This is a genomic window from Paenibacillus sp. URB8-2, from assembly GCF_013393385.1.
In the GTDB taxonomy this organism is placed as follows: Bacteria; Bacillota; Bacilli; order Paenibacillales; family Paenibacillaceae; genus Paenibacillus_AQ.
Window position 1 is genome coordinate 3,394,605 of the sequence record NZ_AP023239.1, and the last position, 23,036, is coordinate 3,417,640.

The following is a 23,036-nucleotide window of genomic DNA, read 5'->3' on the forward strand; positions in this document are numbered from 1 at the left end:
ATAAGTGTCTTAAAGCGACACATCAAAACGGCGTCCCTTATACGGGTGCTCCGCATTGTGTTCTTTGCTTTTCTTTTGTTCCTGTGAACGGCCGTTGCTGGAAGAGCCTCCTCGGCGGCCATCCTCCCTTACGGCGGACTTTGACGACTCGTCGATCTCCGCACTGCGCTGGGCCTGCTCACGCGAATCTTTGATATTCTCCCCGGCCAACACTTGCTGATTCAGTGCTGACCGGTGCTGAAGTTCTTGCTGCAGCTTGCCGGCTTCTGTTGTACGGGGCAATGCTATTTGCAGTTCCACTGGCTTCAGGCTCACGGCAATCCCCTTCTTCGAGGCAATATTGTCCGGCGGCGAAAGCTATTCCACCGGTTCAGACGTTGGGCATTATAGATATCTCGCCTTCCGAATAGTAGTACGTAATCCGCTCCGCCATATCCTTGACGAATTTGGTATATCTGCCGATGACAATTTTGGAACCCCCGTAAATGGTCTTGACAACCGTGACCTTGGCCCTGTCTGTATCCTCCAGCATTTTTTCAATTTCAAGAATCCGCTCTTTGATGTGGGCTTCTTCCCTTTGCTGGGAGTGCTTCGTGGTATTGAGCTTGATTCGCAGAGCTACCTTGTCCGGAGACAGGGTGCCGCTAATCGCGAGCTGATCAAGCAAATGGAGCGCCTTCGTCGTTTTATCACCAGTTTCCATAAATTGGCGGAGCTGCTGCCTAAGCTCATTAAGTTCGTTTCTCAATTCGGGCAGTACCCCAACCTCGATTACTGTCGCCGTCGACATTGTATTCCCAATCGTGCGGGCCACTACCTTCTCCCCAGCCTGCACCGTTCCGCCAACGATTAAACCCTTGGTACCGTTGCAGAGCACGTTCCTGCCGGCGCGAACATTGGAATGCATAATACTTTGCGAGACAATGACATCCTCGGAAGCCGTAATGTTTCCATCCTGAATAAAGGACACCTTCACATTGGCTCCGGCGCTGACAAGCCCCTTGTTGTAGCCAATAATGCCGCCGGTAATTTCAATGGAACCTCCAGCGACCAGTTCCGCACCTTCCACACCGCCAACCACCCGGATATCTCCTGCGGATTTCACCGAAAATCCGGTGAGTACATTGCCGCGGATAACAACGGTGCCGACAAAATCAATATTACCGGTGTTGTAATCGACGTCGCCATTCACTTCATAAACCGGAAAGACATTGATTTTTCCTTTGTCCGTCAGGGACACCAAGCCGTCGATCGCGGCATACATTGAGGTTTGCTCTTTATCTAACAAGACGTTCTTACCGACTTTAAAGCGGGCGTTTTTCCCCATCTTGCAGGGGATTGGATCGCCGGTGACGGCCATGCCCAGTTGTCCCGTTTCAGGGGGAATCAACGTCGCGATCAATTCACCCTTGCGGACATTGCTCAACCGGACCAGTTCCTTGTAATCGACCTTGCCGTCGTCTTTTTCCAAGGGGCGGCGGTCATCGTCATCCATCCTAACACTTAACTCCACGCGCCCGTCTAAACCGTGGACAGGAGCTTTCCCCGAAGCTATTGCAACCTTGCCGGAACGGTACTCCTCCGGATGGTTTGCGATACGAGTAACGACATCCCACTGTACGCCATAGCGGACATTGTTTTTTTGTAAAAAAGCGCCTAACTCATCGACCCCACAAGCAAATTCTTCATCCCGCCGATAGAACTCCAGGTAAGCGACTTCCTTATTATCTGAAAAGCTGATACTCAAGTAATCGCTCAGTGCAGAGTGGACGACCATTGTCTCCCTCCTTGTTGCCGATTCCGGCTAATCATTTTGCATCAGAAGATCCCGATTCTTCTCTAGTGTCCCCCGCAGCCTCAGTATCGCCTTGGAATGCAGCTGCGATATACGGGAAGGGGACAACGACATAACCTCTGCAATTTCACTCAAAGATAAATCTTCATAATATAAAAGGGACACAACGGTCCGTTCTTTCACTGTTAGTTTCTCGATGCCCTTGGTAAGCGTTTCACGAAGATAGAACTCATTCACTTTACGGTCCGGGTTCTTGGCTTTGTCGTCCACCAGTACGGACATTCGAGTCTCAGAATCTTCTTCCCGGATCGGATCCTCCAAAGAACACAGCGTCATTACCGCCACATCCTGCAGCATGCCTTGAAACTCCCGCTCGGTTATATTTAAATAGCTGCTCATTTCTTCGTCGCTGACCGATCTTAAATACTTTTGTTCCAGTTGCTGGTAGGCATCCTCAATTTTCTTCGCCTTTTCACGGACCGAGCGGGGAACCCAATCGCCTTGGCGGAGAGAATCAAGAATGGCTCCACGGACTCGCCAGGAGGCGTAAGTTTGAAATTGCAATCCCCGTTTATAGTCAAACTTCTCAACCGCATCGATTAGTCCCATAACCCCATTGCTCGCCAAATCTTCCTTCGAGACATTTTTGGGCAGACCCACAGCCAAACGGCCGGAGACATAATCCACTATGGGCAGATATTTCTCGATCAGCCTTTTTTTGGCTTCCGGGTCTCCCTGTTCTTTCCACTGTTCCCAGAGTCCCTGATGATCCAAATGAGAAGCTTTATGCTCGTTCAACGGCTTTCACCCCTCCCAAAGTGTAATCGGCGAGTATACGGGCCGGGTTCATCGAATTCCACAGATCATTTCCCATTTCACTCGCTTATTCTTTTTTTAGGTGACGAACGGCCTTGGCCAATTCTTCAGGATCTTTCATCGAGACCAATTGGGGAGGCTGAAGAGGTTTGAATTCTTCATTTCCTTGGTTCCCTTGTCCGGCCTTTGGTTTGAGCAAATCCTTCAATTCCTCATCCTCGTCCGGAGTCGAAATATCCAGCCTGGCGCCCAACGTCTCCTTGTTATCATCCGAAACGTCGTCCGGCCTGTCGGAATTTGCGGTTTGCTTAACAATAAGACCCAATACCCATCTAAGGGCAAAAGCAAGCACAAACCAGAGAATAAATCCGGTCAATCCGCGGAAAAGGCTGGTAAGCGGCAGATTGTTCCGCATTGAAAACAAAAAGGTAAAGACAAAGCCGACCAGACCGCAAATCAAGTTTATCAAAATGGTTCCGATCATATTATAATTCCTTGACGCCTTTTTGCACACTGCGGATGTTCAGCAACCCGGTGCTGCATGCGATCTCGATCGTGCGCCCGTAACTGCCTCCCGTATCTTCGGCCACCAGCGGAATGCTCAATTTCTCCAAAGCCAGCTTGCAGGATTCCACATTCCGCGGACCAATTCTCATCGTATCGTTTCCGCCGGCAAAAGCAAACATCTGGGAGCCGCCAGCCATTTTTGCGATAATCCGGCTGCGTATGGCTCCGAGCTCCAGCAGACGGGATAGAAGCTCGGGAATTGCCGTATCCGCGAATTTGGCGATGTTGAGCTTTCCCTCACGAGCGATTTCTGATGACGGCAGCATGACGTGAGCCATTCCCCCCAGCTTTTTGCCGGGATCGTACATCGTAAGGCCGACGCATGAGCCAAGGCCCGTCGTACGGATCACATTGTTCTGGCTGCCTACATTGAGATCGGCCATTCCTACTTTTATTAAGCTCTGCTCCTCAATCATCTTCAAAAGGCACTCCCAGGGATTTGAAAATCTTAGGGAAAGATTCCGGATCGGGAATCAGAAAGAACTGGCCTTCGATCTCATCCTTTCCTTCCAGGAAAGTTGTATCGATCAACAATGCGTCATCTCCCATCTGACCGAACTGAAGCAGGCCGTAACTTAAAATCGCTCCTGCCATATCCATCGCCAAAGCCGGTACCGTTGGATACATAGATAATGAGGTGAAATCAGCCAGAGACGAGAGATAGGAACCCGCCAAAATATTGCCGATCTCACTGAGTGCGGACATTTCCATTTCACTTAATTCTTCTACCGAGACTGTGGATATGCCCGCGACACGGCTCAGCAAACTGCGGGCCGCTTCCGGCGTCAGGATGAAAAAAAGATTCCCCGGCGCCTCGCCTTCAACACGTAGAAACACCGCGTAGACAAGCTCCTCGGCACCGCCCACTTTTTCCGCGATCTCCTCAAATCCGAGCAATTGGACTTTGGGAACGGCCATGTCAATCGGTTTGTTCAGCAGCTGGGATAATGCGGTGGCAGCGTTCCCGGCTCCGATGTTTCCGACTTCCTTGAGCACATCCATTTTGAAATCCTTCTGATGCTTAAACAGTTCCACGGTGTTAGCCCTCTAAGCTTTCCAGCTGCACAATTTCACTCTTGTTGAGAACCTCTGACAAATTAAGCATGATCAGCAGACGGTCCTCTCCGATTTTGGCCACCCCGTCAAGATACTTGGCTTTAATACCCCCAACAACTTCGGGAGGAGTATCGATGGACTCTCTGTTCAAGTCAATAACATCGTTGGCCGAATCCACAATAAAGCCAACCTCCATCTCATTAACGACAACGATAATGACGCGGGTCTGATCGGTATGCTCCGCTTCTTCCAGACCGAATCTTCCGCGAAGATCGATCACTGGAATAACGACGCCGCGCAGGTTGATAACGCCCTTGATAAAAGCGTACGTCTTCGGCACCCGCGTAATGGGCATCAGACGTTCGATCGTTTGGACTTTATCCACTTCGATGCCGTATTCTTCGGTACCCAATTTAAAGACAATTACTTTAATATCTTCCGCCATGGATTAAACCTCCCTGTATGGTTTCTCTTATTTGATAAATGCGTTGGGATCAATAATTAACGCCACTTGTCCGTCGCCAAGGATTGTGCCACCCGAAATTCCCTGGATTTCCGGCAAGTATTTGCCCAAATTTTTGATGACAATCTCGTTCTGGCCGATAAAATCCTGCACAGTGAGCGCAGCGAGCTTGTCTCCCTTGCGGATAACAACGATCTCCGTTTCTTCTTCTTCGCTCTCGTCGTAATCCGCCACATCGAAGATGGCCCCTAGGGATACGACCGGAATATGGGAGCCCCGGAATTCCACCATCTTAGCGCCGTGAACGCTTCGGATCTGCGAACGATTCACAATTCCGGTCTCCACTATGGAAGAAAGCGGAATCGCGTACTTCTCCGAGCCAAGTCGGATCAGCATAGCAGCGATAATGGACAGGGTGAGCGGAAGCTGCACCGAGAAATTCGTTCCTTTTCCGGGAGTGGAATAAATGGTGACATTGCCCCCGAGCGATGAGATCTTGGCTTTTACGACATCGAGTCCGACTCCCCTACCAGAGATATCAGAAATGACCTCAGCCGTGCTGAAACCCGCCGCGAACAGCAGTTGATGGGCTTCGTTGTCTGTCATCGCTGCCGCTTGCTCAGCGGTAACGATTCCTTTCTTTATCGCCGATTTCAGCACTTTCTCGCGGGAAATGCCGGCGCCGTCGTCCTGAATTTCAATGAAGACATGATTGCCACTGTGGAATGCCCGCAAATGGATGGTGCCGGTCTCCGATTTGCCAGCGGCGATCCGGTCGGATACCGATTCGACCCCATGGTCGAGCGCATTGCGGAGCAGATGGACGAGCGGATCGCCGATTTCATCGACGACAGTCCGGTCGAGCTCTGTTTCGGCGCCTGTAATAATAAGATCCACCTTTTTGTCGAGCGACTTGGCCAAATCGCGAATCATACGCGGGAATCGGTTGAACACCGTATCTACCGGCACCATACGCAGCTTCATGACGATGTCCTGCAGGTCCCCGCTGACGCGGCTCATATGCTCGACTGTCTCGGTCAACTCGGTGCTCTGTATATCCGAAGCGAGCTGCTCCAGCCTCACACGGTCAATCAAGAGCTCACTGAGCAGGTTCATCAGCACATCCAAACGGTCGATGTCGACGCGTATTGTGCGCGAAGGAGCGCCGCCGCTTTTGGCGGGAGCTTTCTTGGCTTCCTCCTTAGGGGCGGCTGCCGGCGTCGCTTGGGGAGCCGGAGTATCCCCCCGCTTCGGCTCGGTGGCCGGAGCCTCAGCCGTGGCGGCGACCGCCGCCTGTCCAAGCTGACTCAGCGACTCCACATCAAGCGCAAGCGACGTTACTTTGTCGATCTCGGAGACGCCCATAATCAGAGCCTGCATTTCCTCCGCTGTCTTCTGGGTTATGTAGTAAAGCGAAAAGCTGTAATCGAATTTCTCCTGCTCGATATCCTGAACCGGCGGGAAGGTTTTCACGACTTCGCCGTAGCGCTCCAGCAGTTCAAAGACCATATAAGCTCTGACTGCGCGGAGTTGACAATCCTTGCGGAGCGAAACTTCGATGAACAGCACCTGGTTCCCTTCCTGAATCGATTGTTCAAGAACCGAAAATTGGAATTGATCGAGCAGTGCGGGCGTTTCCGCTTCTATTGGAGCGGCTGCTGACGGCGCGTCTCCTGCTGCAGAAGGCACTTCGCCGCGAACGATAGCCTGAAGGGAGGCTACGATGGAAGAAACGTCCGCCTTGCCTTCGCCACCGGCAGTTATGTCCTGAACCATGGCTTCAAGCGCGTCAAGGCTCTTGAACAGAGTATCAAAAATAAATTCCTGCATAACCAGCTTACCGTTGCGCACCAGATCAAGCACGTTCTCCATTTGGTGCGTCAAAGAAGCCAGATCTTCAAACCCCATTGTCGCCGCCATGCCTTTTAAAGTATGCGCGGAGCGGAAGATCACCTGCACGATGCTAAGATCGTCCGGACTTGCCTCCAGCCCCATCATATTTTCGTTCAAAGACTGCAGATGATCGTTCGACTCATCAATAAACATGGATAAATACTGATTCATGTCCATGCCTAGACACCTACCCTTCACGTTCGCTTTTCGTTATTTAACGACCTGAACCAGCCTTGGAGCAATGTCTTGCAACGGTAAAATATAACTGACGCACTGCAGTTCAACCGCAGAACGCGGCATTCCGTAAACGACGCAAGTTTCCTCGCTCTCGGCAAAAGTCGACCTGACGCCGGCGTCGTATAATGACTTCATCATCTTGGCGCCATCGCTTCCCATCCCAGTCATGATAACCGCATGGCGCTCCAGGGAATCGAGCGGCAGCAGGGATTCGAACAGCGTGTCCACCGATGGCCGATGCCCGTTCCGGGCTTCCTCCTTCGTCAAGCTGATGGCAAACTGACCGCTTGCTGTCTCCGTCACCTTCATGTGATAGCCTCCCGGCGCGATATATGCCGCTCCCTTCCTCAGAATCATTCCTTGCTCTGCCTCCACGACATCCAGCGGGCTGAATGTATTCAACCTCTGGGCAAGCGATTTGGTAAAATTGGGGGGCATATGCTGAACAATAACGATCGGTGCGGGAAAATCGGCTGGAATCTTCTCCAAAAAAGCCTTCAGCGCACGGGGTCCGCCCGTTGAACATCCGACGGCCACAAGCTTATCCAGACCTTTCACGCCCGATTTTCGTTCTCTGCCGGTTACTGAAGGAGTGCCCGGGACCCCTCCATTGGCTGCTGCCCTCTTAGGTCTGGAAGCATCAGGTGCACGGGTTTCCGCCTTTGGCTCCGAGGATGCCTTGGAAGGTCCGTCGGCCCGATTCGCCTCCGGCGGAATGACCTTGAATCGGTCCCCGCGCCGAGCAGGCTTATTCAAGCTCTTGATATCAACCGGTTTTGCGGTATCCGACGTGACCGAAGCTTGGGAGATTCTCGTCTCCCGGTGGAGCAATCGGTTCGTTGTGCCCTCAAAGCCTTCGGCGGGCTTGTCCGCCGGCTTGGTAGGAGGCTGAGAAGGAGCAGACTCGGGCTTCGGTGGCACGGAAGGGGCTTCGGCGGCCAAAAGCGCAGAAGCGGACCTGGCCTCCCGGCGTTCGCGTTCCAGCATGGCTTCCTTCATTTGCTCCCTTAACGATTCCCCGACGCTGTTGATATCATGGGCGCTGGAAATCGAAGGTTTGCGGATAAAGTCAAAAGCTCCGCCTTCCAATGCCAATATCGTCTCTTTCATCCCTTCTTCATTAATGCCGGATAGCATAATGACGGGAAGAGGATGGTCAAGCATTATTCTTTTCAGTGCCTCCAAGCCGTTCATTTCCGGCATCTCCACGTCCATGGTGACAAGATCAGGCTGCAGCTCCTTTACCTTGTCAACCGCTTCCCGGCCGTTTACCGCCGTTGCCGTTACCTGGAACTCGGCATCCTTTTCAATTAAATCGGAAATGATTTTGCGCATAAATGCCGAATCATCCACAACCAAAACTTGATATGGCTTCATGTCATTTCCACCTTTGTCCCTCGAATTCAGAACATTTCTTATTTTCGGCGAAGCCACTTACTGATAAAGCCCTTTATTCCTTGAGGTCCCGCCATGGCAGGAGGCCGGTCGGATCTCAAATATTGCAGCGTCAGTCTATGTATATCCTTCGCAGCGGTGCTGTTCGGGTACGCCATCGAGAAAGGGACCTGGCGCTTTACGGCTTGAACCACATGGGTATCGCTAGTTATATATCCCAGGAACGGGATATCCAACTGTAGGAAACGCTGGGCGGCCATCCGGATTTTGTCGCTTGTCGCATTTGCTTCCCTGAAGTCAAAAGCTTGATTGACAATCAGTTTGAATGAGACATGCGGATGGCTCTTGTGCACCACTTTCATCAATGCGTAGGCATCGGTGATAGCTGTCGGCTCGGGCGTGGTGACAACAAGGCAATCGTCGGCGGAAGCGATGAATTTCATCGTTTCCTTGGACAGACCGGCACCGGTATCGAAGAGAATATAGTCCATATCATCGGCAATTGCGGCAATCTGGGAAGTGAAGTAATTCAGATCGCTTTCCGACAGCGAGAACAGCTCTTCCATTCCGGAACCTCCGGCAATAAAAGGGAGACGGTTAGGGCCGATTTGAATAATCTGCTCGATTCCGGCTTCCCTGCCCAACAAATGATAAAGATTGTATGTTGGGGTAACGCCCATCAGTACATCCAGATTCGCCATACCGATGTCGGCGTCGAACAGAAGCACTTTTTTCCCTAGACTCTTTAGAGTGAGCGCGAAGTTGAGAGTGAAATTCGACTTGCCTACTCCGCCCTTTCCGCTGCAAACGGTGATAATTCGCGCCGAATGTTCTCCACCTTCGTCAAGCATTCGGTTCTGTCCGGCGACAAGCTGTCTTAACGATTGCGCTTGGTCCATCATTGCTCACCCGTTCCGAGCAGTAAATCGCACAGCAGTTCTTCGGACGGCACAAGCAAATCGTCTGGAACGTTCTGGCCGTTCGTCATATAAGAAAGCGAAAGCGGGTAATCGTTCAGCAAATTAAACATGGGCCCGAAGCTTCCCGTTTCGTCCAGCTTGGTGACGATGATCTTATCCAGCCGGTATTTGCTGAAATGCTCCGTAATGAGCTTCATATCCCTGCTCTTCGAAGTCAGACTGAGGACCAGATACGTCTCGCTCTTCAATGTCGGCGCCAGCAGGCTCTGCAATTCCGCAACGAGCAGCTCGTTTCGGAAGTTTCTTCCCGCAGTGTCCATCAATACAAGATCGCAGCCCTCAAGCCGGGACAATGCCCGCTGCAAATCACCCGGCGACTGAATGACTTCAAGAGGCACATTCAATATCGATGCATATGTGCGAAGCTGCTCCACCGCTGAGATGCGGTACGTATCGGAAGTAATCATTCCTACCTTTCGGCCATGCCGGAAAAGCTGGTCGGCCGCAAGCTTGGCCAAGGTGGTGGTCTTTCCTACTCCGGTCGGACCGGCGACGTGCAGGAGCTTTGTGTCAGGGGCGATCCCCCCTCCAATTCTGGTAGACAGGAAATTGACAACCTGTTCTTTGATAGCCTCATTAAACTTCTCTTGCGGCCACTGCCTTCCGGCATTATTCCAGGCATCCAGCACATTGCCGATCCATTCCTCCACAAGTGAACTGTCCGTTTCCTGTTCGATCAGCCGATCCCGCAACTGATTCAGCCGATCCGGCAGTTCTCTTGATTCGGCGGACTGGCGGGCAATCCGTTCGATCCACTGCTTCATTTCTTTAATTTCATTAAGAATGCCGTCGTCAGTAGGACGTTCTGGACTAGCGGAAGCCATGGACGAAGCCGCCGCAGGCTGCTCGGAATCGGCTTCTTCTTGAGAGACATGAACCGGTGCTTCTTGCTTCGTTTCCGGGACCGTCTTCTCCGTCAACACGGCTACCGCGCCTTGTTTCTCGACTGCTCCTTGCAGCGCGGCGGCAATCTCGGCAAAGCTTCGGGGTGGCTCCGTACCGCCAGGGGCGGTATTGATCGAAGACGAGGCGTACGCCTGCCGGTATGCGTTTGGAACACCTGCCCTTGGAACAGAGGGCGAGGTATCCCGGCTGCCGCCAGCCGTCTTTTTCTGTTCTTTTTCGACCGCGGCAACTACTTCAATCTTCTTTTTTCTGAACATTCCCATGAATCCGCCGGTCTTGATCTCCTTCGTGCTCAGGATAACGGCGTCGCTTCCAAGCTCGCTGCGAATGGAATGCATGGCGTCCGGCATCGTATCGACAACGTAACGCTTCACTCTCATAAATTCACCACTCCAACACTTTGAATTTCAATATTGGGCTCCAGCTCGCTGTAAGACAGCACCGGAATATCCTGCATCGTCCGCTCTATGACCTGCCGCAAATACATGCGGATGGTAGGCGAAGTCAGCACTATTGGCTGCTGCCCCGATTGCAAAAGGCGGTTGATTTGCTCCATGAGACGCTGATACACCGTCTGGGTTGACACGGGATCAAGCGCCAAGTAACTGCCGTGCTCCGATTGCTGGACGCTTTCGGCGATTTTTTTCTCAAGCGATGGTCCCACCGTAATCACCTTAAGCGTTTCTCCCGATTGAGAGAACTGCTGGGTTATTTGCCTCGACAGGGCCTGCCTTACATACTCTGTGAGAACGTCGGGATCTTTCGTATAAGTGCCGTAATCGGCAAGTGTTTCAAAAATAGTAACCAAGTCCCGGATCGAGATCTTTTCGCGCAGCAGCTTTGCCAGCACTTTCTGCAAATCCCCGATGGAGAGGACGGATGGAATCAGTTCATCCGCCAGCACAGGATAATTTTCGCGAATATTGTCGACCAGCATTTTCGTTTCCTGCCGCCCGAGCAGTTCAAAGCCATGACGCTTGATCAGCTCGGTCAAGTGAGTAGCAACAACGGACGGTGGATCGACCACTGTATAGCCTGCCAGTTCAGCCCGTTCCTTTACCGATTCATCGATCCACAAAGCGGGCAATCCGAACGACGGTTCCACCGTTTCAATGCCGGTAATCGACTCATCATCATACCCGGGACTCATTGCCAAATAGTGATTAAGTAATAATTCACCACCGCCAACCTGATTTCCTTTAATTTTTATGACATATTCATTCGGTTTTAGTTGAATATTGTCGCGAATGCGAATAACCGGTACGACAAGTCCCATTTCAAGTGCACACTGCCGTCGAATCATGATGATTCGATCCAACAAATCGCCCCCTTGCTGAGTATCGGCCAGTGGAATCAGACCGTAGCCGAATTCGAACTCAATCGGGTCCACGCTCAGCAGGCTGATCACGCTCTCCGGACTGCGCACCTCCTCAATCTGCTTTTCTTCGACAAGCTGCTCTTCGGCGATCGCCTTGCGGCTCAGGTTCTGCGTCATCCGATAGGCGGCAAAGGCCAAAAGTCCTGCAAGCGGCAGTGTGGTTATGGCATGAATTGGTGTAAAAAGTCCCAAGAAGGCGACCGTAATGGCAACGATGTACAAAAGCTTCGGATAAGACAGCAATTGCCCTGTCAAATCTTCCGCCAGATTGCCATCCGAAGAAGCCCGGGTAACGATGAGGCCGGCTGCGGTCGAAATGAGCAGAGCAGGTATTTGGCTGACCAGACCGTCCCCGATCGTCAGCACGGAGTAAGTTGACAGCGCATCTTGGAAGGTCATGCCGTGTATGGCAATCCCGATAATGAAGCCGCCGATCAAATTGATCAACAGAATGATAATGCTGGCGATGGCATCTCCCTTGACGAATTTGCTCGCCCCGTCCATCGCTCCGTAGAAATCCGCTTCACGCTCAACATTTTGCCGGCGCTCACGGGCTTGCTGCTCGTTGATCATGCCCGCGTTCAAATCGGCGTCGATGCTCATCTGCTTACCAGGCATCGCGTCCAGCGTAAATCTCGCGCCCACCTCGGCGACGCGTTCCGAACCCTTGGTAATGACGATAAACTGCACAACGACGAGAATCAAAAATACGATGAACCCGATGGCGATTTGTCCCCGTGCAATCCAGCTGCCGAACGTCGCTACAACCGAACCGGCCTCACCCTCAGACAATATCAGCTTGGTTGTAGAGATGTTCAGCGCCAAGCGAAACAGGGTCGTAATGAGCAGCAGCGACGGAAAGATGGAGAACTGAAGGGGCTCTTTCGTATTCATCGCCACCAGAATAATCGTAAGCGCAATCGAAATATTAACGACAAGCAGAAAGTCGAGAAGCCCCTCGGGAATAGGCAGGATCATCATCAGCACGATGCCGATAATGCCGATCAATACCGTTAAATCCTTAGCTTTCAATGCATTCTTCCTCCCCTGCTATCTCTTTCTGCCTTTTAGCTTATATACGTAGGCCAGCACTTCGGCAACCGCCTGGAACAGATCCGCGGGAACCGAATCCCCAATCTCCGCTCTTTGAAACAGCGCCCGTGCAAGCGGCTTGTTTTCCATCGTCATCACGCCGTGTTCCTTGGCAAGCTCACGGATGCGGAGTGCGACGTAATCCTGGCCTTTGGCCACAATCTGCGGCGCCTCCATTTTGGAGCCGTCATATTTCAGAGCGACCGCGAAATGAGTAGGGTTCGTAATGATGACATCGGCTTTGGGAACTTCCTGCATCATCCGCTGCATCGCCATCCGGCGTTGGCGCTCCCTGATTTTACCTTTAATCAGCGGATCGCCTTCCATTTTTTTGTACTCGTCCTTAATCTCCTGTTTGGACATTCTCAGACTCTTCTCATGTTCATAACGCTGGTACATATAATCAAGCACAGCCATAATCAGCAAGGCCGCACCGATTTTGATGCCGAGAACTATGGTCAACTTGGCTGTAAAGTGAAAAATGCTTTCCGTGCCAACAAGGGCAAGAGATGCAAAATCTTTTTTCTGCCCCCATAATGTGCTGTATACCAGATAAGCGATAATCAGCAGCTTAAAGATTGATTTCAACATTTCGACAAACGACCGCATGGAAAAAATATTCTTGAGGCCTTTAAGCGGATTAATCTTGCTGAACTTCGGGGTAACGCCCTCTCCGTTTACCATAAAACCAACCTGTGCTACGCTGGAAACCAATGCAAGGATGAAAGTAATTCCCATTACCGGTGCAAGCATAATCAGAATCTGCATTCCGTATTCGTTCATCATCTGCTGCACATTGGACGAGGTGACCTCCATCGTGATTCGGTTGATAAAGACATCGGTAAACAGCGTCATAACCCGTTCCTTCAAAAATCCCCCGAACATCGTCAGACTCAGCACCCCGGACAGCAGGACGATTGCGCCCGAAAGCTCGGCGCTTTTGGCAATTTGGCCTTTTTTGCGGGCATCCTGCCGTTTCTTCGGTGTCGCCTTTTCCGTCTTCTCTCCGCCAAAAAGCTGGAGGTCGAGTTTATATCGATAGGCCAAATCCGGCCCTCCTTACCTTCATTTACGGACTGTTCCCCATCATGGTAAGCAAATTGCGCATGGATTCGAACATAATGTTGAACAGGCTCTGAAAAAGCGCGGCCAAGGTAGGCATTAACACAAGCAGCAGCACCAGGCCGACAATAATTTTCAGCGGAACACCGATAACGAACACATTATACTGCGGTGCCGTTCTGGCCAAATAAGCAAGTCCGATATCCGTCAGAAACAGCGCGGTCACCAATGGGGCGGACATTTGAAAAGCAAGCACAAACGACTGCGCGAATGATCGGACCAAGAAATCCGACAGACTTCCGTCCATCATTTTCACCAGAAGCTGATTGTCCAAAGGCACCCAGTTGTAACTGTTGATAATGGCGTCGAGCAAATAATGATGGCCGTTCATCCCAAGGAACATCAGCAACGCGATCATATACTTAAAGTTGCCGAGCAAGGGCGACGAAGCCCCCGTCATCGGATCGATGACATTCGCAATCCCGAAGCCGATCTGGATGTCGATGAACGAACCGGCCGTTTGGATCGCCATGAACATCAGATAACCCATATAGCCTAGCAGCAGTCCGATCAGGGATTCCCTGATGATCAGCAGAATAATGCCGAGATCTTCCGGAGCCGTGACGCCTGTCCCTCTCGCGCTGAATACAATTAGGGAAACGAAAAAAGAGATTCCGATTTTGAATGTCGTAGGTAAGCTTCGAGAAGAAAAGACAGGAACGACAACAAAAAAAGCTGTAATTCGACAAAAAATAAGCAAAAAGACAGGAAAACCTTTCAAGATGGAATCAACCATGGTGTTCATCCGATATACAGATGAAGATTGCCTAAAATTTGGGATGTGAAGTCGGTAAGCTTCGTAACAATCCAGGGACCGAACAGAAGCAGGGCCAGCAGCACGGCGACGATTTTGGGGACAAAGGCCAGCGTTTGTTCTTGAATCTGGGTCGTTGCCTGAAAAACACTGATAATCAGTCCGACAACCAAACCGAAAATCAGCATAGGCGCGCTGACCTCAAGCATCAAATATACCGCCTGACCCGCAAGACCGATAATAAATTCCGTATTGATATCCTTCGCCTCCTATTCTCCGTCAGGTGCCGTAGCTGAGCAGCAGCGATTTGACCACCAGATACCAACCGTCCACCAGCACGAACAGCATGATTTTAAAAGGCAGCGAGATCATAACCGGCGGCAGCATCATCATCCCCATGGCCATTAGCGTGCTGGCAACCACAATATCGATTATCAAAAAAGGGATGAAAATCATAAAGCCCATTTGAAAAGCCGTTTTCATTTCACTCATTGCAAAAGAAGGCACGAGCACCGTCATCGGAATATCGGTGTGAGTGGCTGGCTTGTTGTTCCCCGTATAGCCGTTGTAATTCATAAACAGCAGCAAGTCCTTCTCATGCGTATATTTAAACATAAACTTTTTCATCGGATCGGCGGCTTTATTCAAAGCTTCCGTCTGAGTAATCTGGCCTTTGATATAAGGCTGTAGCGCCGTCTGGTTCACCGTCGACAAGGTTGGCGCCATTACGAACAGCGTCAGAAAAAGAGCAAGTCCCACGAGCACCTGGTTTGGCGGCATCTGCTGCGTTCCGAGTGAAGTGCGGATGAAGCCCAGCACGATGACAATCCGGGTAAAGCTGGTCATCAAAACCAAAAACGCCGGAGCCACGCTCAGAACCGTAACCAGCAGCAAAATGGAAATGGAACTGGTGCCGCTCTGACCACCGCTACCTCCAACCTGAATGTCGATATTCGGAATCGGCTCGGCGGCATAGATCGGTCGGAGAGCCAGGAAACTGACAACGCCTATCAGCAGGAAGGCAAACAAAAACTTTTTTTTCATGATTCCCCCTGCCTGTCCTTTTGGTCTTCGCCGCCAAGGAGCTCCTCTATCTTCTTGTTCCGGTCCGGAGAGCGAAGTTTGGACTGCAGCATCTCATAGAAAGAAGAAGTTTCGTTCAGATCCATTTCCTGAGACGGAACTTCCCCGCGCAGCCTTTCCCTTACCTTGGAAATTAGCGGAATGAGGAAATTGCCGCCTGAGGCGGATTGCTCCTCGAAGGCCGATACGATAATCGCCACTTCATCGGGATCGGTGATCTTATCCAGAATCGATACATTATCGCCAACTCCGATCAAATAGAGGCTACCTCCGACTTCGATGACCTGCATCGACTTGCCCGGACCTAGCCCTACCGCACCCAGGGTGCGCATGGAACGGCCGCTCATCCAAGTCTGATTGCGCCGTCCCAGAAACCGGATTAACAGAACAATGATTACGATAATGACCGCCAGCACAAAAATAACATTGAGCAAATTCAGCAAGTAGTTGCCTGTGCCGGACATGGGCTATTCCTACACGCCGAGCGTCTTGTTGATGGCTTCAATAACGCGGTCAGCTTGGAATGGCTTAACAATAAAGTCCTTCGCTCCCGCTTGGATTGCGTCAATAACCATAGCCTGCTGACCCATAGCGGAGCACATAATAACCTTGGCGTTGGCATCCACTTTTTTGATTTCTTTCAGGGCCGCGATTCCGTCCATTTCCGGCATGGTAATGTCCATGGTGATCAGGTCTGGGCGCAGTTCCTTGAATTTTTCAATCGCCTGGGAGCCGTCCTGGGCTTCTCCTACCACTTCAAAACCATTTTTCGATAAAATATCGCGAATCATCATTCTCATAAATGCTGCATCGTCCACGATCAGAATTCGGTTAGCCATTTTTACAAAATCCTCCCTAAATTATGCTTATTGTAATTTTTGAATTCGGTCCCATTGGCTGACAATATCCGTTACGCGAACGCCGAAGTTTTCGTCGATTACCACAACTTCCCCCTTGGCAATCAGCTTGTTGTTCACCAGAATATCGACGGGCTCGCCGGCAAGCTTGTCCAGCTCTATAATCGATCCCTGCGACATTTCAAGAATATCTTTGATCTGCTTCTGGGTCCTTCCTAATTCTACGGTTACTTTCAGGGGTATGTCCATCAGTAAGTTCAAATTATTTTCGTCAATATTTCCAAAGGCGTTGTTGCTGAGATTGGCGAACTGTACCGGCTGGACATTGACGTTTCGATTCGGCGGGGAAGACGGCGGCGGGGACTGTGAATAAGGCGTTCCCTGCGGCGGAATCCCCTGTTGTCCGGGCATTCCCTGCGGCGGCATGCCGTATGGAGGCATACCTGGCATTCCATAAGGCGGCATACCGTACGGCGGATAATAATATCCTCCTTCAGGCATTCCCGGATACGGCTGCTGCCCTGGAGGAATCTGCTGCTGCTGCGCCTGCTGCTCGGGTGGTGCCGACTGCGGCGGCTGTTGAGCCGACGGAGCGGGCTGCTGTGCAGCAGGCGCGGACTGGGCCGCTTCCGGCTTCGCCGGTGCTTCTACAGCTGCAGCCGGCTCTTCGCTTGGAGCGGCAACGTCTCCCAGCAGCATCGTTACCATATCCTTTGCAAACTGCACAGGCAGGAGCTGCATGATAGTAGAATCGATCAAATCGCCGATGATTAGGCGGAACGATATTCGAATCAGCGTCTCGTCTTCCGGCAGGCTTCCTACCCCCTCACCGCTCGACATATTGAGAATATCGATATCAGGCGGCGATATGTTGACGAACCGGTTAAAGATGGTTGACATCGATGTGGCGGAGGAGCCCATCATTTGATTCATGGCTTCCTGTACGGCGCTGACGTGAATCTCATTCAGCTCTTCGTCTTTCGGCTCTCCGTTTCCGCCAAGCATCAGATCGGCAATAACCTGCGCGTCCCGAATCTTGATCACGAGCGAGTTAATGCCCTGAAACCCGTCCACATACTGCACATGAACAGCAACATGAGGCTTGGGAAAAGCTTCTTCAAATTCGCTGCGCTTAATAATGGAAACTTGCGGAGTCGTAATGTCCACTTTTTTGCCCAGCAGAGTCGAAAGCGCCGTAGCGGCGCTGCCAAATGTTATATTCCCTATTTCCCCCAACGCATCCTGCTCAAATGGTGTCAGATAATCATCCACCGTCTTCTCGGAAGATGCGCTTGCTTCGCTTTCTGCCGATTGTCTCAAAAGGGCGTCGATTTCTTCCTGGGATAAATAATCTTTACTCGTCACGTTCTTCAACTCCTTCGCTGACAATCTCGTCAATTTGCACGGCTACCCGGTCCTTGACCATGCCCGGACTACCGATGAACTTCAGCCTGTCTCCCACCCTGATCGACAGTCCGGTATCAACGGTCCTGTTCAGCGAGATGACGTCTCCTACGTTCAGGCCGAGGAATTCGGATATGGAAATCATGGATTGCCCGAGTTCAGCAACGATTGGAAGCTGAGCCCGGTTCACGCTGGCTTTGATCGTCTCCACTTCCTGTTCGTCCCGCATCTTTTTCTCCGAGACAAACCATTGGTGAACGGACAGCCTGGACATAATCGGTTCAAGGACGACATGCGGAATGCAAAGATTGATCATGCCCGTCGTGTCGCCGATCTTGGTGCTAAGCGAGATAAGCGCAATCGTCTCGTTGGGGGATACTATCTGCATAAACTGCGGATTTGTCTCCAGCGCTTCCATTCGGGGTTCAATGTCGAGCACCGTCTTCCATGCCTCCTGCAGGCTTTCGAAGCATCTGCTGAATATGCGCTCCATAATGGTTGTCTCAATCTCGGTCAGAGATGTAATTTTGGAAGGCGCCGTTCCGACTCCTCCGAGCAGCCGGTCTAACATGGCAAAGCCGATATTCGGATGCACCTCCATTACCATTCTGCCTTCCAAGGGTTCGGCTTCAAAAATATTCAAAATGGTCATCTTGGGGATGGAACGGATGAATTCATCATACGGCAGCTGCTCCACCTGAACGACGCTGATCTGGACAAATGTTCGCAATTGCGCCGAAAAGTACGTTGTAAGGTAACGCGCAAAGTTTTCATGAATCCGGGTCAGGCTTCGGATATGATCCTTCGAGAAACGTACGGCCCGTTTGAAGTCATAAGAACGTATTTTACGCTGGGTTTCTTCTTTTTTTAGTTCGTCGGCGTCCATCTCGCCGGATGAAAGAGCGGCAAGCAGGGCATCAATCTCATTTTGCGACAGTACATCAACCATTCAATCACCCCCCTAAGTAAACTTGGAATCCGGCAGTTTATATCGTAGCCAAAATATAATTGGTAATCTCCACCTGAGTCAGCTTTCCTTCTGTTAACGTGTTGTTGATCAAGTTGACAAGCTTGCTGCACAACCGGTCCTTCCCAGCCGCTCCGTTCAGTTCCTGCGGCTTGACATCAGCCAGTGCTTTGATTATGAGCGGTTTGATCTTGATTTCCTTGATTTTTTCGAACTCTTCCTTAGCCGTTTCGGTATCCAATTGGAAGGCGAAATTTATAGAAACGATATAATCGGGATCGGCGAGATTGGTTTTAATATCGGTAATTTCCGAAGTCATGGCCACAATTTCGTCCGCGGTCAGCTTTTTGGTTTCCACCTGCTGCGCCGTATCGTTTACCGCGTTTCCGGTGTCGTCGGAAAACCATTTATTCATCAGCAAAAAGGCGGCAACCACGATCAAAGTAATCGCAAGCAAAATCGTGATGAGCCAAGGCAGCATCTTTTTCATGAAGGCTCCTCCAGTGTATGGACTTTAATGGTGGCTGAATAGGCGCCGATTTCCTTATTGTAGTCCCTTATTTTCGCAATAACTTCATCGGCTTTTTCAAGAACGATCAGCCTTTTGCCCGTTACGAGCGTGATATAGGTATCCGGGCTTTCTTCCACCATTTCCACCAGCAGGGCATTCAGCCACATTGGCGATCCGTTTAATCGTGTTACCGAGATCATGCGAGGCCTCCTAATAAGGAGAAACGGCTGCGCCATCCTTTTACTAGGCGGCACTCGTTTCTCAAAAATATTAAGTGAATGATAAGAGCAAAGCTTAAAATCATATATTTCAAAAAGTTGGGAGAGATGAGCCTCTCCCGGCTTGAAGCCCGTTTCCTTGATGGAAAAAGCGAAACGAATCTATTATACTGCAAGACCGGCAGCCGAGTATATTGAAAATGCGACTGCCGGCATATTCTAAAATTAGCGTTTCAGATTAACAACTTCCTGAAGCACCTCATCCGATGTCGTAATAATCCGGGAGTTCGCTTGGAAGCCGCGCTGAGCGACAATCATTTCCGTAAACTCGCCCGTCAGATCGACATTGGACATTTCCAATTGTCCCGCGACAATCGCTCCGGTTCCCGCTTCCGTATTATTGGCGGTTGTAGGCTCCAAAGCGCCGCCCGCGTTCGCATTCAAGGTCATGCGATACAGGTTACCTCCGATTTTCTCCAGGCCCTGCGGGTTGCTTACTTTGGCGACGCCGATCAGGACTCCTGGTTCGGTCGTTCCGTCGGCCATCGTCTGAATAATAGTTCCGTCATTGGAAATGGAGAAGGAGGTAACATCCTCTCCAATCACTATCGGCTCGCCGCCTGAATCAAGCACATGAAGACCGTCGGAGGTAACCAGATTGCGGTTAGCATCAACGTGGAAGTCGCCGGCGCGCGTCAGAAAGGGAGTCTCTTGATCTCCGGACAGATTCACCATAAAAAAGCCGTCTCCGTCGATCCGCAGATCGGTCGGATTATTCGTCGTTTGGGCGCTTCCGGCCAGATGCAGCGTATCAACGGAACCGATACTCACACCCAGTCCGATTTGCTTGGCGTTGACGCCGCCCTGCGCGTCGTCGCTCGGAGCAGAAACACCGGAAATCGTCTGGCTCATAATATCTTTGAACATAACGCGCCCGGACTTAAAGCCGATTGTATTAACATTCGCGATATTGTTGCCGATAACATCCAACTTGGTTTGAAAACCGCGCATGCCGGAAACACCGGAATACATGGATCTTAACATGATATTACCTCCCAGAAATGGAGCTTAGAAGCTCTTTAAATTTGATTGAATTCGTTGAGTTGGACCGCGTCAGTCGGTCGGCGGTCGCTCCGGCTCTCCGTTAGGACCGGCCGGGTTAAGAAATGATAACTGCACTATCGATTTGGGTGAACACGTTGTCTTTCATAGAATCGCCGTCCATTGCCGTCACTACGGTTCTGTTCGCTACACTTACAATCAGCGCCACATCTTTCATCAAAATCAGCGATTCCTTGCTTCCTTTGGCCGCCGCTTTATCTACGGCTGAAGAAATCTGATCAAGCTGCTTGTTTCCGAGCTGAATGCCGCGCTGCTCCAAACGTTTTGCCGCATGATTGCTGAATTTCAGCAGTTTCCGCTGCAGTACGCTCTCGAAGGTCCCTTCCGATGATGGAAGTACGGTGTTCTTGCCTGCATTTGGGCGCTGCAGCAAGCCGGGATGATGAACTCCTGTATACATCTGGCCTACGGTCATTTTATCGTTCATGACTCCGCCCCGCTTCCTCCGCCGCCTACTGTTTCCGCACCAGATTCGCTGCTGCCGTTCTGAATTCTAGTAATGTCCGTAAGCGCGATTTTCTCCTTGCCGACGAGCGCGTATTGAACGCCTCCGCTCACCACAATAGAGTCCACCGCTCCCGATTTCTCCTGTGAAGTGGAGCTGTCGAGCCAGCTGACATTTTTTCCGATTAAACCGGAAACCGAACCGAGCGATTGATTAAGCGCCGTAAGCTGATTGGAAATGTTCATAAGCTGTTCAACAGATGAGAATTGAGCCATTTGGGCGATAAATTCCTTGTCTTCCATAGGCTGCATCGGGTCCTGATTTTGAAGCTGCGTAATTAAAATTTTCAGGAATTGATCTTTACCGAGCGATGTGCTGCCAGTACTGCTGCTTGTACTGTTGGCTGCCGAATAATTCGGCCATACACTGCCCGTGGATATAATGCTGTCTGAGGTTGCCATTACCTTTCACCTCCCTTTCCATTCCCCTTATGCTTCGGCAGAGAATTGGCTTGCCGGATTTCGGGTAATCTGTCGTTCGTTAGCCAGCCAATCTTTCCATTCTCCATCCAGTTCGGCTGCCAGGACGGCATCGTCCGAAGAATCCTTGCGCTCCTTGGAACGCCTGTCCGACCCTTGACTTCCCGCTCCCGAATGGCGCCCATCCTGAAAGAGCTGGGACTGAAGCGGAGTGTTGTTTTGCGAAACTTCGAGCTTCTCTACCTGCAGACCTTGCAATTGAAGCGCTGCACGCAGTTGAGACATTTGATTCTCCAGCAAATCTCTGGCTCCGGAATGCTCGGCTAAGAACTGAGCGACAACATGTCCGTTATGCATTGTAATCTTGACATCCACCTGCCCCAGATTTTCCGGGAACAATGATAGGGTCGCTTCGGCGACTCCGCCCTTCTTGACTATTTCCAGTTTACCGGTAATAAAGCCGGTCATCTCTTCAGCGAACTTATGAACCGGTACCTGCGAAATCTCCGCCTTTGGAGTAGTTGTAATTCCGTCCCTTAGCGAGAGCTGGCCTGCGGAAATGACATTGCTGTCCCCTTGGGAAGAATCCTGCTCAGCAGCCATATCAGTCAGCGTGCCTTCGTTTGCTGTGGAATGCTCTTTATTGATTTCTGCAGATGCTAAAGGCAATTTGAGTGACAGTGCATTTCCGGAAGCCGCTTGGGAATCGAGAGAGGCTGTGTCGGTCTGTCCCGATGCATCCAGTTTATTCGATACCGTGTCGGCAGCCTTGGAAAGCCCTACTCCCACGTTAGCATCACCGGTCTTCGGAGTCCTGTGTCCTTGAAGCTTATCGACGCCTTCAATCCCGGATGCCAATGCCGTTGCAGCAGTCCCCGAAACGGACGTGTCTACAGTTCCAGTGTATGGTTCAATCATAGAAGCAAAGCTGTTCAACAGTGCTAGTGCTTTGCCTGCTGAGGCTTCATCGCCGCTTCCTGAAGCCTGCTGAATCAATGCTGCGAGGTTGTTGAGTTCATCCTGAACGGCAAACCTTGCAGTTGCTGGATTCTGCGCAAGCGGCGTCAGTCCCGTCTGATCCGGAGACTCCTTCATATCATTGCCAGACAATAGCGCCGAGACCTGAACCAGCCAGCCTTGAAGCGCCGCCAGCAGCGCGGGATCACTTTCAATCTGCTCGTCCAGTTTGGACAGTTCGGGAAGCAGTTCATCCAAGAGTTTCTTACCGGTAAGATCCGCCGATTCTCCATCTTCGCCGGTGTGATTGGATAACGCCGTTTTTAGAAGATTCTGCAATGTAGCAGCCGCTGCATCACCTTGAGGTGCCGCTGCCAGTTCCGACGTTGAGCCTGCCATCGACTGTATCAGCGTACTGGAGAACATTCCGTTCCCCGCTCCGGCAGCACCAGCAGTCCCCAGGGAAGCCGTTGTTTTAGCATTTAGACCTTTGCCTGAAGAGATCATTTGAAATACGAGACTCATCTTTGTTTCACCTC

The 23,036-nt window shown here is 51.1% G+C and carries 26 protein-coding genes; all 26 read right to left on the reverse strand.

The genetic code is table 11. The features are described 5' to 3' along the window. Positions 1–9 precede the first annotated feature (9 nt). The gene (locus tag PUR_RS15545) at positions 10–315 is read right to left on the reverse strand and encodes a hypothetical protein (protein WP_179036031.1); all 306 of its coding nucleotides are present in this window, start codon (positions 313–315) and stop codon (positions 10–12) included. 55 nt (positions 316–370) lie between these two features. After that, positions 371–1,777: a flagellar assembly protein A gene (locus PUR_RS15550; RefSeq protein WP_179036032.1), complete on the reverse strand. Its 1,407-nt coding sequence runs from the start codon at positions 1,775–1,777 to the stop codon at positions 371–373. Positions 1,778–1,804: 27 nt separating this feature from the next. After that, positions 1,805–2,593, reverse strand: coding sequence for a FliA/WhiG family RNA polymerase sigma factor (locus tag PUR_RS15555; RefSeq protein ID WP_179036033.1), 789 nt, complete (start codon positions 2,591–2,593; stop codon positions 1,805–1,807). A gap of 85 nt (positions 2,594–2,678) precedes the next feature. Then, positions 2,679–3,095 carry a hypothetical protein gene (locus PUR_RS15560; protein WP_179036034.1) on the reverse strand — a complete coding sequence of 139 codons (417 nt, stop codon included), beginning with the start codon at positions 3,093–3,095 and terminating at the stop codon, positions 2,679–2,681. 1 nt (position 3,096) lies between these two features. Next, entirely contained in the window at positions 3,097–3,594 is a 498-nt protein-coding gene (locus PUR_RS15565; RefSeq protein WP_179036035.1) for a chemotaxis protein CheD, read from the reverse strand. After that, a complete protein-coding gene (locus tag PUR_RS15570) occupies positions 3,587–4,180 on the reverse strand; it encodes a chemotaxis protein CheC (RefSeq protein WP_442953842.1) in 594 nt (197 codons plus the stop codon). Before PUR_RS15570 ends, PUR_RS15565 begins: the two co-directional genes overlap by 8 nt. A 37-nt stretch (positions 4,181–4,217) precedes the next feature. Then, on the reverse strand, positions 4,218–4,679 hold the full coding sequence (locus PUR_RS15575) for a chemotaxis protein CheW (RefSeq protein ID WP_179036037.1): 462 nt from the start codon (positions 4,677–4,679) through the stop codon (positions 4,218–4,220). Between the two features lie 27 nt (positions 4,680–4,706). Then, a complete protein-coding gene (locus PUR_RS15580; RefSeq protein ID WP_179036038.1) occupies positions 4,707–6,767 on the reverse strand; it encodes a chemotaxis protein CheA in 2,061 nt (686 codons plus the stop codon). Positions 6,768–6,800: 33 nt separating this feature from the next. Beyond that, positions 6,801–8,204, reverse strand: a complete 1,404-nt coding sequence (locus PUR_RS15585) for a protein-glutamate methylesterase/protein-glutamine glutaminase (RefSeq protein ID WP_179036039.1) — start codon at positions 8,202–8,204, stop codon at positions 6,801–6,803. Between the two features lie 38 nt (positions 8,205–8,242). Beyond that, positions 8,243–9,124, reverse strand: coding sequence for a MinD/ParA family protein (locus tag PUR_RS15590; protein WP_179036040.1), 882 nt, complete (start codon positions 9,122–9,124; stop codon positions 8,243–8,245). Further along, positions 9,121–10,488 carry a flagellar biosynthesis GTPase FlhF gene (gene flhF / locus PUR_RS15595; RefSeq protein ID WP_179036041.1) on the reverse strand — a complete coding sequence of 456 codons (1,368 nt, stop codon included), beginning with the start codon at positions 10,486–10,488 and terminating at the stop codon, positions 9,121–9,123. The genes PUR_RS15590 and flhF overlap by 4 nt, the downstream gene beginning before the upstream one ends. Continuing rightward, a complete protein-coding gene (flhA, locus tag PUR_RS15600; protein ID WP_179036042.1) occupies positions 10,485–12,518 on the reverse strand; it encodes a flagellar biosynthesis protein FlhA in 2,034 nt (677 codons plus the stop codon). The genes flhF and flhA overlap by 4 nt, the downstream gene beginning before the upstream one ends. Before the next feature lie 18 nt (positions 12,519–12,536). Beyond that, positions 12,537–13,625 (reverse strand): flagellar biosynthesis protein FlhB, encoded by a 1,089-nt coding sequence (gene flhB / locus PUR_RS15605; RefSeq protein ID WP_179036043.1) that lies wholly within the window; start codon positions 13,623–13,625, stop codon positions 12,537–12,539. Between the two features lie 22 nt (positions 13,626–13,647). After that, the gene (gene fliR, locus PUR_RS15610; RefSeq protein ID WP_179036044.1) at positions 13,648–14,436 is read right to left on the reverse strand and encodes a flagellar biosynthetic protein FliR; all 789 of its coding nucleotides are present in this window, start codon (positions 14,434–14,436) and stop codon (positions 13,648–13,650) included. Positions 14,437–14,441: 5 nt separating this feature from the next. Further along, positions 14,442–14,711, reverse strand: a complete 270-nt coding sequence (fliQ, locus tag PUR_RS15615; RefSeq protein ID WP_179037936.1) for a flagellar biosynthesis protein FliQ — start codon at positions 14,709–14,711, stop codon at positions 14,442–14,444. A gap of 22 nt (positions 14,712–14,733) precedes the next feature. Continuing rightward, positions 14,734–15,498, reverse strand: coding sequence for a flagellar type III secretion system pore protein FliP (fliP, locus tag PUR_RS15620; protein ID WP_179036045.1), 765 nt, complete (start codon positions 15,496–15,498; stop codon positions 14,734–14,736). Next, positions 15,495–16,001, reverse strand: a complete 507-nt coding sequence (locus PUR_RS15625) for a flagellar biosynthetic protein FliO (protein ID WP_179036046.1) — start codon at positions 15,999–16,001, stop codon at positions 15,495–15,497. The genes fliP and PUR_RS15625 overlap by 4 nt, the downstream gene beginning before the upstream one ends. Before the next feature lie 9 nt (positions 16,002–16,010). Next, positions 16,011–16,376: a response regulator gene (locus PUR_RS15630; protein ID WP_019910416.1), complete on the reverse strand. Its 366-nt coding sequence runs from the start codon at positions 16,374–16,376 to the stop codon at positions 16,011–16,013. Positions 16,377–16,403: 27 nt separating this feature from the next. Next, complete coding sequence (gene fliY, locus PUR_RS15635) at positions 16,404–17,759, reverse strand: flagellar motor switch phosphatase FliY (RefSeq protein WP_179036047.1); 1,356 nt, start codon at positions 17,757–17,759, stop codon at positions 16,404–16,406. Then, positions 17,749–18,747 (reverse strand): flagellar motor switch protein FliM, encoded by a 999-nt coding sequence (gene fliM, locus PUR_RS15640; protein ID WP_179036048.1) that lies wholly within the window; start codon positions 18,745–18,747, stop codon positions 17,749–17,751. The genes fliY and fliM overlap by 11 nt, the downstream gene beginning before the upstream one ends. A gap of 37 nt (positions 18,748–18,784) precedes the next feature. Next, the gene (locus PUR_RS15645; RefSeq protein ID WP_179036049.1) at positions 18,785–19,255 is read right to left on the reverse strand and encodes a flagellar basal body-associated FliL family protein; all 471 of its coding nucleotides are present in this window, start codon (positions 19,253–19,255) and stop codon (positions 18,785–18,787) included. Further along, entirely contained in the window at positions 19,252–19,476 is a 225-nt protein-coding gene (locus PUR_RS15650; RefSeq protein ID WP_179036050.1) for a flagellar FlbD family protein, read from the reverse strand. Before PUR_RS15650 ends, PUR_RS15645 begins: the two co-directional genes overlap by 4 nt. A gap of 243 nt (positions 19,477–19,719) precedes the next feature. After that, entirely contained in the window at positions 19,720–20,538 is an 819-nt protein-coding gene (gene flgG, locus PUR_RS15655; protein ID WP_179036051.1) for a flagellar basal body rod protein FlgG, read from the reverse strand. A 115-nt stretch (positions 20,539–20,653) separates the two neighbouring features. Next, positions 20,654–21,043, reverse strand: coding sequence for a TIGR02530 family flagellar biosynthesis protein (locus PUR_RS15660; protein WP_124693784.1), 390 nt, complete (start codon positions 21,041–21,043; stop codon positions 20,654–20,656). Further along, complete coding sequence (gene flgD, locus PUR_RS15665) at positions 21,040–21,522, reverse strand: flagellar hook assembly protein FlgD (protein ID WP_179036052.1); 483 nt, start codon at positions 21,520–21,522, stop codon at positions 21,040–21,042. The genes PUR_RS15660 and flgD overlap by 4 nt, the downstream gene beginning before the upstream one ends. A 27-nt stretch (positions 21,523–21,549) precedes the next feature. Beyond that, complete coding sequence (locus PUR_RS15670) at positions 21,550–23,022, reverse strand: flagellar hook-length control protein FliK (protein ID WP_179036053.1); 1,473 nt, start codon at positions 23,020–23,022, stop codon at positions 21,550–21,552. Positions 23,023–23,036: the final 14 nt, after the last annotated feature.